At 69.6% G+C, this 14,938-nt stretch carries 15 protein-coding genes; 8 read left to right on the forward strand and 7 right to left on the reverse strand.

Going from position 1 to position 14,938, the window contains the following annotated elements; all coding sequences use genetic code 11:
* Positions 1–56: 56 nt before the first annotated feature.
* On the reverse strand, positions 57–269 hold the full coding sequence (locus ABZ717_RS06170) for a hypothetical protein (protein ID WP_358506385.1): 213 nt from the start codon (positions 267–269) through the stop codon (positions 57–59).
* A 550-nt stretch (positions 270–819) separates the two neighbouring features.
* On the opposite strand from ABZ717_RS06170, the gene ABZ717_RS06175 reads away from it, so the two are divergent.
* The gene (locus ABZ717_RS06175) at positions 820–1,029 is read left to right on the forward strand and encodes a dodecin (protein ID WP_358506388.1); all 210 of its coding nucleotides are present in this window, start codon (positions 820–822) and stop codon (positions 1,027–1,029) included.
* A gap of 81 nt (positions 1,030–1,110) precedes the next feature.
* On the opposite strand, the gene ABZ717_RS06180 is transcribed toward ABZ717_RS06175, so the two are convergent.
* The 3 genes from ABZ717_RS06180 to ABZ717_RS06190 form a co-directional block, all read right to left on the reverse strand.
* Positions 1,111–1,893, reverse strand: a complete 783-nt coding sequence (locus ABZ717_RS06180; RefSeq protein WP_358506391.1) for a hypothetical protein — start codon at positions 1,891–1,893, stop codon at positions 1,111–1,113.
* A gap of 193 nt (positions 1,894–2,086) precedes the next feature.
* A complete protein-coding gene (locus ABZ717_RS06185) occupies positions 2,087–2,839 on the reverse strand; it encodes a cell wall anchor protein (protein ID WP_358506394.1) in 753 nt (250 codons plus the stop codon).
* Between the two features lie 95 nt (positions 2,840–2,934).
* Positions 2,935–4,473 carry an LCP family protein gene (locus tag ABZ717_RS06190; protein ID WP_358506397.1) on the reverse strand — a complete coding sequence of 513 codons (1,539 nt, stop codon included), beginning with the start codon at positions 4,471–4,473 and terminating at the stop codon, positions 2,935–2,937.
* Positions 4,474–4,939: 466 nt separating this feature from the next.
* On the opposite strand from ABZ717_RS06190, the gene ABZ717_RS06195 reads away from it, so the two are divergent.
* The 3 genes from ABZ717_RS06195 (at position 4,940) to ABZ717_RS06205 (ending at position 7,716) form a co-directional block, all read left to right on the forward strand.
* Positions 4,940–5,848, forward strand: a complete 909-nt coding sequence (locus ABZ717_RS06195; protein ID WP_358506400.1) for an Lrp/AsnC family transcriptional regulator — start codon at positions 4,940–4,942, stop codon at positions 5,846–5,848.
* A 73-nt stretch (positions 5,849–5,921) separates the two neighbouring features.
* The gene (gene folP / locus ABZ717_RS06200) at positions 5,922–6,803 is read left to right on the forward strand and encodes a dihydropteroate synthase (protein ID WP_358506571.1); all 882 of its coding nucleotides are present in this window, start codon (positions 5,922–5,924) and stop codon (positions 6,801–6,803) included.
* Between the two features lie 181 nt (positions 6,804–6,984).
* A complete protein-coding gene (locus tag ABZ717_RS06205; RefSeq protein ID WP_358506574.1) occupies positions 6,985–7,716 on the forward strand; it encodes an RraA family protein in 732 nt (243 codons plus the stop codon).
* Positions 7,717–7,731: 15 nt separating this feature from the next.
* Here the strand turns inward: ABZ717_RS06205 and ABZ717_RS06210 are convergent, their stop codons facing one another.
* On the reverse strand, positions 7,732–8,433 hold the full coding sequence (locus tag ABZ717_RS06210; RefSeq protein ID WP_358506403.1) for a FadR/GntR family transcriptional regulator: 702 nt from the start codon (positions 8,431–8,433) through the stop codon (positions 7,732–7,734).
* A 189-nt stretch (positions 8,434–8,622) separates the two neighbouring features.
* Between ABZ717_RS06210 and ABZ717_RS06215 the strand changes: the two genes are divergently transcribed.
* On the forward strand, positions 8,623–9,879 hold the full coding sequence (locus ABZ717_RS06215; protein ID WP_358506406.1) for an MFS transporter: 1,257 nt from the start codon (positions 8,623–8,625) through the stop codon (positions 9,877–9,879).
* Here the strand turns inward: ABZ717_RS06215 and ABZ717_RS06220 are convergent.
* Positions 9,876–10,478, reverse strand: a complete 603-nt coding sequence (locus ABZ717_RS06220; RefSeq protein ID WP_358506409.1) for a response regulator transcription factor — start codon at positions 10,476–10,478, stop codon at positions 9,876–9,878. The two genes, ABZ717_RS06215 and ABZ717_RS06220, sit on opposite strands and share 4 nt — an antisense overlap.
* Positions 10,475–11,656 carry a histidine kinase gene (locus ABZ717_RS06225; protein WP_358506411.1) on the reverse strand — a complete coding sequence of 394 codons (1,182 nt, stop codon included), beginning with the start codon at positions 11,654–11,656 and terminating at the stop codon, positions 10,475–10,477. Before ABZ717_RS06225 ends, ABZ717_RS06220 begins: the two co-directional genes overlap by 4 nt.
* Before the next feature lie 159 nt (positions 11,657–11,815).
* On the opposite strand from ABZ717_RS06225, the gene ABZ717_RS06230 reads away from it, so the two are divergent.
* From ABZ717_RS06230 to ABZ717_RS06240, 3 genes are all read left to right on the forward strand, one after another.
* The gene (locus tag ABZ717_RS06230) at positions 11,816–12,706 is read left to right on the forward strand and encodes an ABC transporter ATP-binding protein (RefSeq protein ID WP_358506414.1); all 891 of its coding nucleotides are present in this window, start codon (positions 11,816–11,818) and stop codon (positions 12,704–12,706) included.
* 38 nt (positions 12,707–12,744) lie between these two features.
* Entirely contained in the window at positions 12,745–13,461 is a 717-nt protein-coding gene (locus ABZ717_RS06235; RefSeq protein ID WP_358506417.1) for an ABC transporter permease, read from the forward strand.
* Between the two features lie 167 nt (positions 13,462–13,628).
* Positions 13,629–14,933, forward strand: coding sequence for a DUF418 domain-containing protein (locus ABZ717_RS06240; protein ID WP_358506420.1), 1,305 nt, complete (start codon positions 13,629–13,631; stop codon positions 14,931–14,933).
* Positions 14,934–14,938: the final 5 nt, after the last annotated feature.

Consider the following 14,938-nt stretch of genomic DNA (forward strand, 5'->3'; position numbering starts at 1 on the left):
GGGGCGTCCGGGCATCACCGCGACGGTGGTCGGACGCCTCCCCTCAGAGGCCCGTGTCAGCCCTCGAACTCGTCCATGGGGACGGTCTCGCGCAGGAAACCGCGCATGTCCAGGAAGTTCGCCAGGTAGTCGCGGTGCTCGTCGCAGGCCACCCACACCTTGCGACGGTCGGGGGTGTGCAGCTTGGGGTTGTTCCACACCAGGGCCCAGTCGGCGGGGGCACGGCAGCCCTTCCGAGAGCAGTGTGCGTCCTTCGTGGTGTCACCCAATGCCGAACCCCAGGAGATCAAGCGGAACCGATGGTCAAGCCACGGCCACGGGCGGGTGGCCACCCGCCCGGGTGTGGACAAAAAGCGACGCCGGGTGGTTACGGGGGCAAACCACCCGGCGTCACATGCGATGTTCCAACGGGGGCTCGGAACATCGCCGCGCGCTCCGACGGGGGACCGAAGCGCTACAACCCAATGTACACCGCCGCCCCCCGGGGTACGTCAAGAGTCAGTTACGACGTTGTCTCGGGAAAGTCCCGTCGACGTAGGGTCTTCAGTCCCAGGTCAGGACTAATCTGACACTTCGCCCCCACTTGTGTCCCTGTGTTCCCCCGAGTCCACCGTGGCACTCGGGTCAATCCGGTCCCACGCGGGACCAAGGCCCCCGGAAAAGGTCGGCAAAGGTCGAGGATCCCCGGTTTCGGAAGGGGATCCGGGACGAATCGGTCATCTCTCACGGCCACGTGTGACCGTGGGGGATCGGGGGGACGCAGGGAACGGGGGCCGCGTCCGCGCCGCCCCCGCAACCGACTACGCAGGGGGTCCACCGATGACCGACCACACCTACCGCGTCACCGAGATCGTCGGCACTTCGCCGGACGGGATCGACCAGGCCATCCGCAACGGCGTCCAACGGGCCTCGGCGACGCTGCGCGGGCTCGACTGGTTCGAGGTCACCCAGGTCCGCGGGCACATCGAGGACGGCCAGGTCGCCCACTTCCAGGTGGGCCTCAAACTCGGTTTCCGGCTGGAGGACTGAACCGGCCCGGACCGGGCCGACGGGAAGGGCTCGCGACCACCGCTACGACCCGAGATCGGTTCGAGCCCTTCCCGGTGAGGGTCAGGCCTCGTCGGGGTCCGGGCCGCGCAGCACGTCCACGTGCACGTGGTCCAGGTGGCGCAGGATCTCGTTGTCGGGGTCGGCCTCGTAGTGGCGCCACCCCAACGACGGGTAGCGGGTGCTCCAGATCTTGTCGTCGAAGATGATCACGTCGACCTGGAAGTCGGGGGCGTGCGCGATGAGCCAGTGCGCCATCAACCACCCTTGGCGGCGGTTGTCCTCGGTGACCGGCCGGTAGAAGATGTCGAGCGCGCGGCCCTCGTAGTGCGCCGACCCCTCACCGTGCCCGGAGTCGTAACCACCGGCCACGTAACCGCCGATGCTGGTGTCGGAGAAGTGCTCCTCCACGCCCGCCTTGAGGGTCTCGGTGCGCGGGGTCATACCGGAGGGCCTCTCCTCCTCGAACTCGACCTCCTCGCCACCGTAACGGCAGGTCAGTGAGGGGCCGGCGTCATCTTCCGGGCCCTCGACGAGCACCCGCATCACCTCGTCCGGGATGTCCTCCACGTCGGGCTGTTCGACCGGGGCGTCGTCGCCCTGGGCGATGACCGCCGCCGCCGTGGTGGCCCGTTGCGCCTGCTCGCGGTCGAGCCGGACCTGGTCGTCGCCGACCCAGACCGAACAGTCCGTTCCCCACGGAGTCGAGACGGGAAAGACCTTCTCCTGGTTGTGCACCACCCACCGGGCGCCGAGGACCGCGACCACGGCGAGCGCGGCCAGGATCGCCGTCGACAGGATCACCCCGTGCCAGCGGCGTCCGGGTGCGGCGGCTCTGTGCGTCATGGACTCTGCCCCTCCACGCCGAGGGCGGGCGACCGGGCGGTCGCCTTCTCGTCCCTGGCGCACGTGTCTGGTGGCCTCGAAGAAGAGGCACTTCGTTTATTGGACACAGTGGCCATTCGAGTCATTCCCGACTGTGGCCTGAATCAAAGTCGGCGGCCCGGGTGAAACCGCCCATGATCACGGCCCCGACCGATCACAGCACCGACCACAGGACGAAGACCCCACCCAGGACGAGGGTGAGGGCCCAGATCCGGTCCATGGTCACACCCTTCCAGCGCAGGGCGTGCACCCCCAGGAAGTCGTAGGCGATGAGCGCCGCCACCCCCGCGGCCGCGAACATGGCCAGGGTGTGCACCCCGGTCGCCGCCAACCCGAGCAGAGTGGCGTCCCACAGGCTCCAGGAACCCTCGACCACCTCCGCCGCGCCGGCCGTCCCGGTCTCGGCCGTGGCCGATCCCGGATCCACCGGTCCGCCTCCCTCCGCCGCCGACATCGCACCGTGCCCGCCATGATCGCCGTGACCACCACCGTCCACGTGGGTGTGCGAGAGCCCGCCCGCCAACACCGGCATCAGCATCAGACCCGCGCCGTGCGCCGAGGCCATCAGGAACGACCAGGCGGTCAGCTGCCACAGCGGAAGCCGCACCTGCCGCCAGTGGAAGTGCCGCCGGGAGAGCAGCATCACCAACCCCACGAGCACGATCACCGCGCCGCCCAGCACCGGGAACAGCACCGAGGCCGTCACCGAACCGGTCACCGTGATCGCCACCGCGGCCACCGCCACACTGCCGGCGTGGCCCACCGCGATCGCCGGCAACGCGCGTAGCACTTGGGCGCGCCCGCCCTCCTGGAGGCCACGGCCGACCGCGAGCAACCAACCCATGCCGGGGTGCAGTCCGTGGAAGGCGCCGAGGGCTACGAGGGTCCAAAGCTGCGCTGCGGTCACGGGGCCAGAGTCACACGCGGTCGAGGCGGTGGCAACGCTCGGTGCGGGACCGGCCGGGACCGGCCACCGCACCGAAGCGGGTTTGGGGCCTCACATCAGGGGCACAGCGCGTCGAGGTCGCTTGCCTCCGCGCCGACCTGGCGCCCCGGGTCGGCCGGAGACTCCTCGTCCAGACCGGTGTAGTCCTGCCACTCGGTCCGCTCCTCCGCGGACTCCTGCCCCGATTCCTCCTCGTCGGAGGCCTCTTCAGAGGGCTCCTCTGAGGACTCGTCCGGCAGCTCGTCGCCCTCGGCACTGCTGTCGATGGCCTCCTGGACCAGATCCTGGATCTCCTCCCAGTCCGGAGCGGCGGTGTTGACCTGGGGTGGGGAGAGCTGGAAGGTGCTCATGGAACCCTCGTCGGTGACCAGGTCGGCCAGCTCGATGAAGGCCGGCACCTTGGACTGGGGGATGTCGGTGGTCAGGGTCCGCTTGGTGGCCCCGGCCAGGCGCCGGTAGCTGGTGAGGACCGTGGAGGGCTCCACCTGCTCGGCGACGTACTTGATCAGACAGCCCTGGCGGCCCATCCGCCCGTAGTCGTCGCTGTTGACCCGGGACCGGCCGTACCAGAGGGCGTCGTGTCCGTTCAGCCGCCGCAGACCCGGCTCCAGCACACCGCCGTGCACGCCATAGGGGATGGGCTCGTCGATGCGCACCTGGATGCCGCCCACGGCGTCGATCAGGTCCCGAAAGCCCATCATGTCGACCATGGCGTAGTAGTCCACGTCCAGGTCCAGGTTGTGCGCGATCACCTTCTTGAGGGTGTCCGCGGCCGGGTCCGGGGCGATGGGGTTCATCGCGAGCTCCTCGGGCTCCTCGGCGATCGTCTGGTAGACGTCGTTGAGCAGCAGGTCGAACCCGTAGGGCTCGGGGTAGCGCTCGGCCAAGGCGCTGTCCTCGGGGAAGTGGACGTCCTCCAGGTTGCGCGGCATGCCCACGAGCACGGTGTCACCTGTGTCGGTGTCCACGCTCGCCACCATCATCGTGTCGGTGCGCGTGCCGTAGCGGTTGTCGCCCGAGTCCGCGCCGATCAGCAGCACGTTGAGCCGCTCGGCCCCGTACCAGGGGTCGGCCGCGTCGTGTGGGGGCAGGTCCTCGCGTTCGGGCGTGCCGAACACCGACCCCAACGTCTCGTAGGCGGTGTACCCGGCGTGCAGCGCCCACGCGGAGGGCACGGCCACGGTCAGGCACAGCAGCAGCACGGTCATGGCGCCGATCATCCGCAGGCCCCGCCCCTTGCCCTCGGGGCGGGTGATCACCCAGGAGTGGACGATCACGCTCATCCACACGACGGCGACGACGAACACCGCGCCCATCGCGCCCAACAACCACATGTCCTGTACGGCCATCCCGGCCAGCACCGTCATGGCGCCGGACTCGTGCGCGCCCAATCGGTAGGCCCACAGTCCCAGGGCGACGATCCCCAGGAGGTAGAGGCCCAGGATCAGGGCGCCCGCCTTGCGTCGCCCCATGCGCAGATGAGCCGCTCCGGGGAAGGGAACCGACACGGCGGTCCACAGCAGCGCCCCACCCGTGCTCGGGCGCCCGCTCCTGGGCTCGGGTGCCTCATCTGGCCGCTCGTCCTCCGCTGCCACCGGCATTCCTCTCACACCAAGGGGCGATCGGGTCCGCCCCGTACTGGTTCATGTGCCCACACCGCGATTCCGGGTGGCGGCCACCTTCGGTTGTGCCTCTTACGGGTTTTACGCCCGTGAACGTCCCCACGGTTCCGACCGCTCACGCCGAAGTCACCGTGCCGGGATCCCATGGTCCCGTGCGTTCTGGGGGCCTTACCCGGGCCCGCCCGTTCAGTGTGGCGCTTTGCGGAGGTTGTATGCACTGCGTACCCGTCTCAAGGGATGTTCTATACAAGTCTGTTATGTGGTCGAGAGGTATCCGATGGGGTTTTGGCAACCCGGCTCGGGCCGGTCAAAGGGGTGAATGAGCCGATTTCTTTGGCGATCCGTAGTACGAGAGGCTCCACAACTGCGATGATCTGGCCGGAGGAGGGGGCGTCGTTCGGGGGAACGGACGACGACATGGGAACGAAAGGCAGGCATCGTGCTCGATGCGGTTGACGCGGCGCTCATGCGCGCGTTGCAGGGGGACGGCAGAGCGACCTTCCAGGCACTGGCCGACGGCGTCGGTCTGTCACGGACCGCGGTGCGCGCTCGCGTGCGGCAACTCGTCCAGTCAGGGGCGATCCGGATCGTCGGCGTATTGCACGCCGGTGTGGTGGGCATGGAGGTCTTGGGCCACGTGTCCTTCCGGATCGGTGGACCGGTCGAACCGGTCCTGGAGGCCCTGGAGGAACGGGAGGCGGTGACCTTCGCGGCGCAGACCGCGGGGCGCTTTCCCGCGGTGGCGCAGGTGCGCGTGGCCGATGACGCCGCGCTCACCAAGGAGATGGCCCACCTGCGCTCGCTGCCGGGTGTGGAGGGCGCGGAGGTCTTCCGGGCCAACGCGGTGTACAAGGACGCCCACAGCAGTGTGAGGGAGCTCCACGACGTCGAACTGGACGCGCTGGACTGGCGACTGGTCCGCAGACTCCTCAAGGACGGCAGGGCTTCGTACGCGGACCTGGCGCGCCAGGTGGGGCTGTCCCAGGCGGCGGCCCGCTCCCGGGTGGTGCGTCTGCTCGAATCCGGGGTGGTGCACGTGACCGCCCTGGTCGATCCCACGGCGGCGGGCTCCAACGAACAGCTCGGATTCGGTCTGCACTGTCGGGGTGACGCCGACGCGCTGGGCAGTGCCCTGGCCAACATGGCCAGGGTCTCCTTCCTGGCCAGCGGGTTCGGGCGCTACGACGTGGTCGGCAGGCTCACCGCCCCCGACCGTTGCCGTCTGGTGGAGGCACTGGAGACCATCCGCTCCACCATGGGTGTCGGTCACGTGGAGACCTGGGAGCACCTGCGGGTGCGCAAGGAACGTCGCGGCGGTGAACGCCCGGAGGCCTGGATCCCGAGCTGAGACGCCCGCCCCCGACCCTTCCGGTGCCGGTCCCGGTCGGCCACCGTGTTCGACCATGGCCCAGGATGGAGCCATGGTGACAGGTGGTCCGGCGGTGCCGGAGGGAACAGGGACACTGCGACTGCGTTCGTACACGTACGCGGGGAACCGGTACGCGGTGATGGGGGTGATCAACCGGACCCCCGACTCCTTCTACGATCAGGGCGCGACCTACGCCCTGGAGGCCGCGTTGGCCTCCGCTGACCACGCCGTGGCGGCGGGGGTGGACGTCATCGACGTGGGCGGGGTCAAGGCCGGTTACGGCGCCCCCGTGGACGAGGACGAGGAGATTCGTCGCACGGTCCCGTTCGTACGTGAGTTGCGCGAGCGCCACCCCGACGTGGTGATCTCCGTGGACACCTGGCGCGCGCGGGTGGGACGCGCGTGCGCGGAGGCCGGCGCGGACATGATCAACGACACCTGGGCCGGGGCCGACCCCGACCTGGCGCGGGTGGCCGCGGAGTACGGCACCGGGCTGGTGTGCAGCCACAGTGGTGGCCTGGCCCCGCGCACCGACCCGCACCGGGTCCACTACGACGACGTCGTCGCGGACGTGATCTCCGGCGTGTGCGCCCTGGCCGAACGAGCGGTCTCCCTGGGTGTGCGGTCCGACGGGGTGATGATCGACCCCACGCACGACTTCGGCAAGAACACCTATCAGTCGTTGGAGCTCACCCGACGGTTGGGCGAACTCGCCGCGACCGGCTGGCCGGTCCTGGTGGCGGTCTCCAACAAGGACTTCGTGGGGGAGACCCTGGGGGTCGGTCTGACCGATCGTGGAGAGGGCACGCTCGCCACGTTGGCGGTCTCGGCGCTGGAGGGCGCCCGGGTGTTCCGGGTGCACGACGTGGCGGCGGCGCGGACGGCCCTGGACACGGTGGCCGCCGTCGGTGCGACGGGTGGTGCGACCGTGTGAGAACCGGTAATGGTTCCGGCCATCCGTGTAACCACCGGTAACATTTTTACGTGTTTCCCGCCCGTATGGCTTGCGTCACGCTTAAGTTACCCGTGAGTATGGAGGAGGCCGGTTCGAGCCGGCCGCACCGGGCGCGGGTGTAATGGAGGCTGACATGGCGCTTGCGAAGACGTTGACGGCTGTGGGGACGGTGGCACTGGCCCGAAGCGGAGGCCGACCGTTCGGTACCCACCTCTTCTCCGTCTGGCCGGGAGCCGCGTTCGCCGCGACCGCCTTCCCGGTCCGCTGCGCCCCAGGGGACAACCTCGCGCTACACGTGGCCGTCGCCCAGGCCCCACCCGGTTCCGCGCTCATCGTGGACGTCTCGGGTGAACCCGAGTACGGCTACGTGGACGAGATCCTCGCCGTGGCCGCCCGTACCAAGGGCATCGTCGGGATCGTCCTTGAGGGATGCGTGCGCGACGTCGCCGCCATCGCCCACTGCGAACTCCCCGTCTTCGGCACCGGTGTCTCGGTCCGCGAGGCCGGGCACGACGCCGGTGGTTCGGTGGGCCGCCAGATCACCATGGAGGCCACCGGCCCCGTACCGCTGTCGGTCCGCCGCGGAGACTGGATCGTCGCCGACGACGACGGGGTGGTCTGCCTGCCGCGCGGCCAGGTCAGCGCCATCATCGCCGACACCATGAGCAGCATCTCCCGCGAACGCGAGATCATCGACGCCGTGAGCGAGGGGGCGAGCACCTTGGACCTGCTCGGCCTGGATCCCTCGCGGGTCACCGGATGGGAAGAGGCCCCCGACCCGCCGACCGACCTCACCACCCGCCGCGGCCGCCCCCGCGCGCTCAACCCGCGGATGCGGTCGCGTCGCGGCTCCTTCTCGGCGGTCACCGACGTCTACGGCGGGGACCACTGAGAAGACGGTGCGGTGTCAGTCCTCGGTGAGGGACAGCAACTCGTCGAGGTAACAGGTGGCCTCACGGGCGGCCCGGATCGGATCCGCGTCGCGAACGGCCTCGGTCAGCTTGCTGTGGTCTATCCCCTCGGTGGCGGAGGAGGGTTGCTCGGCGGCCTCGTCGCTCTGTTCGTAGGCGGTGTGGGCGATGCTCGCGTAGACCACCTGGGCGATGTCGTCGTACAGGTCGATGAGCAGGGTGTTGTGGGTGGCGTTGACCACCGCCCGGTGGAAGGTGAAGTCCGCCTCCACGAACGCGCCCATGTCGCGGCCGAGCCACGCCTCCTCGCGCAGGGCCATGGCCCGATCGATGTCGGCCATGTCCTCCTCGGTGTGGCGCATCGCCGCGAGACGCGCCGCCTCCACCTCCAGGGCGCGCCGGACCTCCAGGTTCTCCCGCACGCGGGAGCGCTCCAGGCGCCTGCGCAGGGCGCCACCGAGCTCGCTGGAGGCGCGTACGAAGGTGCCGGCGCCCTGGCGAATCTCCAACAGGCCCGCGTGGGCCAGGGCGCGAACCGCCTCACGGACGGTGTTGCGGCCGACTTCGAGCTGTTCTGACAACTCCGATTCGGTGGGGATACGGTCGCCCACACCCCATTCACCGGAGTCGATCTGGGCTCTTAGCTGGCTGATGACCTGGTCGACCAGACCGGTCCGGCGTGTAGAGGCGAGGGGCACGCGTAAACCTCCTAGGGGCGGGTCGCCGGATGACAGGGCCAGCGCACAGGTATGGAACGGTTAAGGAGGGAGCCTAGACCAGATGGGCATGGGAATAGGCCCTCATGGGCAATGCGTTATCCTCATGAAGTACATAGGGTCATCCTACGATTATGTGAGCCGCGTCCCATGAGCGCCACCCCTACGCGCATGACACCTCCCGAAAACACCTCCGCGGCCGGGACCGAAACCGCCTCCGCGCTTCCGCGCAAGGCCTTGGTCCTGGTCGCCGTGGCCATCGCACTGGCCGCACTCAACCTGCGCACCGCCATCACCAGCGTCGGACCCGTCCTGGACGAGGTCACGAGTGGTCTGGGCATGAGCGCGGTGGGCGCCGGCCTGCTCACGACCCTGCCCGTACTGTGTTTCGCGCTCCTGGGCGGGCTCACCCCCACCCTCGCCCGCCGGCTCGGCTCCCACCACCTGCTCGTGTACGCGCTGAGCGCGCTCACTCTCGGCCTCGTCGCCCGGGCCCTGGCACCCGAACCCTGGTTGTTCCTCGCCCTGAGCGTCGTCGCGCTGACCGGTGGCGCGATCGGCAACGTCATCCTCCCCGCCCTGGTCAAGCAGCACTTCCCCCACCGGGTCGGGCTGATGACCACCGTCTACACCACCGGCCTGGCCGTCGGTACCGCCATCGCCGCCGCCGTCACCGTGCCCCTGGAGGAGGCCACCGGTGAGTGGCGTGTGGCCATCGGGGTCTACGCGCTCTTCGGGCTGGTCGCCGTACTGCCCTGGCTGCTGGTCCTGCGCCACGAACCGGCCACGGGCGGGAGTGGCCGCGCGATCGGACCGCGCCGGGTCCTGTCCACCGGTCTGGGTTGGCAGGGGGTGGTGTACTTCGGTACCCAGTCCTCCATCGCCTACATCATGTTCGGCTGGTTCGCCCAGATGCTGCGCGACCAGGGCATGGACGCCCAGTCCGCCGGAGTCATGCTGGCCTACCTGACCGCCCTGGGCATCCCCATGTCGCTGGTGTTGCCCACGCTCATCGTGCGCGTGCGCGACCAACGCCCCTTCGTGGTGCTGTTCGTCGTCGCCTACCTGGCCGGGTTCATCGGCCTGTGGATCTCGCCGCTGTCGGGCACCTGGGTGTGGACCACCCTCATCGGCGTGGGCATGGGCAGCTTCGTCCTGGCCCTGACCATCTTCGCCGTGCGCACCCGCACCGCCGAGGGGACCGCCGCCATGTCCGCCTCCAGCCAGAGCCTCGGCTACCTGCTGGGTGGCGCCGGGCCGTTCCTCTTCGGAATGCTGCACGAGGTCTCGGGCGGCTGGCACGCCCCGATGATCATGATCACCGGCATCGTCGTCATCAACCTCGCCGTCGGCCTGCTGGTGGGACGTCCCCGCTACCTGGAGGACGTCATCGCCGAACGAGAGGCCCGCACCCGACCGACCGGCTAGAGCCAGTCGTGCTCGCGGGCGTAGCGGGCGGCCTGGTGACGCGTCCGGGTCTGCGTCTTGCCCATCGCGCTGGACAGGTAGTTGCGCACCGTGCCCTGGGCCAGGTGCAACCGTCCGGCGATCTCCGCGACCGAATAGCCATCGCCGGTCACCCGCAGCACGTCGACCTCCCGGGCGGTGAGCGGGTTGTCGTCGATGACCGCCAGTGCCGACACGTCCGGGTCGATCCACCGGCGCCCCTCGTGCAGACTTCGCACGACGGAGGCGATGTGCGCCGGTTCCGCCGACTTGCTGACGAATCCCTGTACGCCGAGCTTCAGGGCACGGCGCAGCACCCCGGGGCGGGCGTGCCGGGTGAGCATGAGGATCACCTGCTCCGGTAGCTCCCGGCGGATCCGCGCCACCGCGTCCAGACCGTCGACCCCGGGCATCTCCAGGTCGATGACGAGCACGTCGGGCCGATGCCGCAGGGTCGCCTCCACCGCCGCCCCTCCCTCCTCGGCCTCCGCGAGCACGGTGATCTCGTCCTCCATGGGCAGCAACGCCGCCAACGCCGAACGCAGTAGGGCCTCATCGTCGGCCAGGACCACGGTGGTCATCGAGCATCCTTCCAAGATCGGGCGGTGATGTCCGAAACGGTGTCCGAATCATCGGTGAGAGAAGCGCTAGGGGCGGGAAAGGTCGCCTCGGTCAGGAAGTCCTCGCCGGAGCGCTCCACGACCAACTCCCCGCCCAGATCACTTACGCGGGCGCGCAGCGCCGCCAGCCCGCGCAGTTCGGTGGCGGGTCCCGTCCGCGCACCGTCGTTGGTGATGGAGATGCCGCGTTCCGTCAACGTGATCCGGACCCGTTCCGCCTGGGCGTGTCGCAGGATGTTGGTGGTCGTCTCCCGCAGCACCTGGCCGAGTATCTCGCCCACCCGTGAATCGACCTCGTTCCGGCGTTCGACGGACACCCGGATCCCCGCGGCCTCGAAAAGGTTGCCGGCGTTCTCCAGTTCCGCGGACAGGTTGAGTCGCCGCTGCGCGTGGGCGAGTTCCTTGGTCCGGGCGATGGTGTCACCGACCAGCTCGTACACTTCACCCAGCTCCCGGTCGGCCCGTTCCCGGTCCTGCCGCCCCTGGTCGCGACCCAGCAGCTTGCGGGCCAGCGCCACCTTCAGCTTCACCACGTGCAGGGTGTGCCCCTGGATGTCGTGCAGGTCGCCGGCGAACCGCACCCTTTCACGGGACACCGCCAGGTCGGCCTCGCGTTGACGGGACCGTTCCAGCTCGTCCACGAGTCCGGACATCACCTGGACGAGGGACGTCAGGACGCTTCCCGTGACCGCGACGCACACGGTGGCCACACTGTGGGTGAGCAACTCAAAGGGAGACAGCCCCAGGGTCAGGGGCATGGCGGCGAGTACCACCACACCGAAGCCGATCAAGAGCACGGTCGCCGCACGCCGGTGCCGGGGAAGCCGTTGGACGAACAACGTCCCGACGATGGCCAGCCCGAAGGACGCCGACAGGGTCTCGGCCACCAGGACCCCGACCGCCCACACCACGGCGGTCACCACCAGGCCCGGAACCAGGACCGTCAACCGCTCGTCCGTCGCCGACCGGTTGACGGTGAACAACGCCGTGGCCAGGCCTATCGCCAGAAGGAGGGCGTGCCACCAGACCTGGGCGTCGGTGATCACCAACAACGCGCCGGTGGCGGACAGCGCCGCCGTCACGACGCTGACGTTGAGCCTGCGCAGATCACGTGGTGTCGCCTCGGTCTTTTCGGGCATGGCGGGTGACCTTTCAGGTTGCGGGACCGGCCCCAGTATTCAGGTCGCGCACGGACGCCACCAGTGACACCACGTCATGCCCCGCACTAGGGAAAGTCACGGTCGGCTCCTGACACGGTGACACTGCCCGCCGAGCGTCGCGAAGACTGTAATCGAAGCATGGCGAACACAACGGTCATCGACGTCCAACGTCTCAACGTCCGCTACGGCGACTTCCACGCCGTCAAGGACCTGTCCTTCCAGGTGAACCGAGGGGAGCTGTACGCGCTCCTGGGAACCAACGGCGCGGGCAAGACCTCCACCCTGGAGACCATCGAGGGGCACCGAGCCGCCACCTCGGGCGAGGTCCTCGTCTTCGGGCACGACCCTCGTGATCGCCGCGCCGTGCGCCCCCGCATGGGCGTCATGTTGCAGGAGAGCGGGTTCACCCCGGACCTGACGGTACGCGAATCGGTCCGGCTCATCGGGGCGCTGACCCGCCGCACCGACGACGTCGGCCGCGTCCTGGCGGTCGTCGACCTCACCCGCAAGGCCGACACCAAGGTGGCCCAGCTCTCCGGTGGTGAGAAACGGCGACTGGACTTCGCCACCGCCGTGTACGGGACACCCGAACTGGTGTTCCTGGACGAACCCACCACCGGCCTGGACATCCGTTCCCGGGACGAGCTGTGGGCCGCGGTGGAACGGATGCGCGAGGCCGGTTCCACGGTCGTGCTCACCACGCACTACCTGGAGGAGGCCCAACAGCGCGCCGACCGCATCGGCCTGATGCACCGGGGTTCGCTACAGCGGGAGGGGACGGTCGCCGAACTCACGCGGGCGTTGCCGTCCGTCATCCGCTTCTCCGTGCCCGACACCGCGCCGCGCCCACCGTCGTCGGCGGCCCACCAGGGGGACGGAACGTTCCTGGTGGAGACCCTCGACCTCCAGGGGGACATGTACGCCCTGCTCGGCTGGGCGCGGGAGCACGCGGTGGAACTGCGCGGACTGGAAGCCGGCCCGACCCGCCTGGACGACGTCTTCCGCGCCCTGGACACCGCCGACGCCTGACCCCGCCCCGAGCACCACACCCATAAAGGACCCACGCCATGCTCACCATCGCCCAAGGCGAACTGATCCAGATCTTCCGAAACCGGTTGGTCCTGGTCACCATGCTCGTACTCCCGGCGGCGTTCAGTGCCTTCTACATCTACCTGCACGACCTCATCCCCGCCCTGGACCTGGGGGCGACCGCCGCGGTGGTGACGTTCCTCGTGATCGCACTGGGTCTGTACAGCACCTCGGTGACCACGCTCGCCTCCCGCAGGCAGAACCTCTTCCTCAAGCGACTGCGCTCCACGGCCGCCGGCGACGGCGAGATCCTGGCCGGGCTGCTGCTACCCGTCACCGTCATCACCGTGCTCCAGGTGGCCGTGGTCCTGATCGCGCTGACCGTGTTCGCCGGCGGACCGGCCGACCCGCCGCTGTTGACCGTGGCGGTGCTGTCCACGGTCGTCATGATGCTGGGGCTGGGGCTGGCCACGGCCGGGGTGACCGACTCCCCGGACCACGCCCAGGTCACCACGCTGCCCCTGCTGGTGGGCACACTCGCCGTGTCCGGCTGGGTGGGGTTCACCGGAACCGAGGAACTCACCCTGCTCAAGCGGCTGCTGCCCGGCGGTTCGGCGAGCGAACTGATCGTCAACGCCTGGAACGGCGGCATGCCGCTCGGCGACTCCCTGTGGCTCCTGGCGCCCACCCTGGCCTGGGTCGCGGTCGCCCTCTTCGCCGCCACCCGACTCTTTCGCTGGGAACCACGCCGCTGACCACCGGCCCCGTCACCAGAAGTCCACGAGCCTTCGCGGGTCGACGCAGTCGATGGTCACCTGCAAGATCACGTCCATGCGCGGAGCCCGCCACACCGCTCCGACATTCCCACCAGTGACATGGCGTCATGGGCTCGCCCTCACGGAAGTCACGGGCGAGGGGTGACGTGGACGCACTGCCCGGGACCACCCCCGACGGGAGACGGTGGCCACATGACCTCGAAACCCCCGACCCGGAGCCCATCACCATGACACTCCGCCGTACCGAGACCACCTCCACCACCGCCGGATCCACCCCGGTCACCGAACGCGCCCTGGCCCCGGACCTCGCCCGGGGCGCGATGCTGCTGCTCATCGCGCTGGCCCACGTGCCCTGGTTCCTCTACGACGCCCCCGTGGGCGCGACCATGCTGCACCCCGTCGACGGAGGGATCGCCGACCGGATCGTCCAGGCCCTGACCCTGATCGTCGTGGACGCCCGTACCCACACCATGTTCGGGTTCCTGTTCGCCTACGGGGTCGGACAGATGTACGCGCGACAGACGGCGCGCGGCACGAGCCCGGATACGGCCCGCCGACTCCTGCGCCGCCGACACCTGTGGATGATCCTCTTCGGGGCGGTGCACGCCGCCCTGCTGTGGCAGGGCGACATCGTCGGTGTCTACGGACTCATCGGGCTGATCATGGTCCCGCTGTTCCTGGGCCGCACCGACCGGACCCTGCGCGTGTGGGTGGTGGTCCTGCTGACCCTGGGAGCCCTGGCCACGATCGTCTCGACCATCTCCGGGCTGCTCGTGGACTCTGCCGGTCCCATGCCCGCCGACCTGCAGCGGCTCAGCATCGCCGAGGCCGACTACGCGACCTCCGCCGCGGTCCGCTTCCCCACCTGGCTCTTCACCCTGCTCTCCAGCCTGTTCACCCTCGCCCTGCCCACGGCCTTCCTCATCGGGCTCCTCGCGGCCCGACACCGCGTCCTGGAGGAGCCCGCCCGACACCTGTCGCTGCTGCGCCGGACCGCGTTCGTGGGCATCCTGCTCGGCTGGACCACGGGTGTCGCGGCGGCCCTGGGGCACCTCGGACTCCTCGAAGCCGTCCCCGAGAGCGCCCTGGGCGGTGCGCACTTCTACACCGGGATCTTCGCCGGGGTGGGCTACGCCGCCCTCTTCGGGCTCATCGCCCACCGGCTCGACACCCGCCGGGCCCGAGAGTCGCTTCCGGTCCGCGCGATGGTCGCCCTGGGCCGCCGCTCGCTCAGCGGTTATCTCGCCCAGTCGCTGGTGTTCGCCCCGTTCCTGGCGGCGTGGGGACTGGGTCTGGGCGTGCACCTGTCGAGCTGGTCGGCGGCGCTGGTGGCCCTCGCCACCTGGCTGCTCACCATGGTGGCGGCGTATCGGATGGACCGCGCCGGGACGCGCGGCCCCGCCGAGACCCTGCTGCGTCGACTCACCTACCGACGCGCCCCGCGCCGATGACCGGA

Origin of the sequence: Nocardiopsis sp. NPDC006832 (assembly GCF_040635885.1) — a bacterium.
In the GTDB taxonomy this organism is placed as follows: domain Bacteria; phylum Actinomycetota; class Actinomycetes; order Streptosporangiales; family Streptosporangiaceae; genus Nocardiopsis.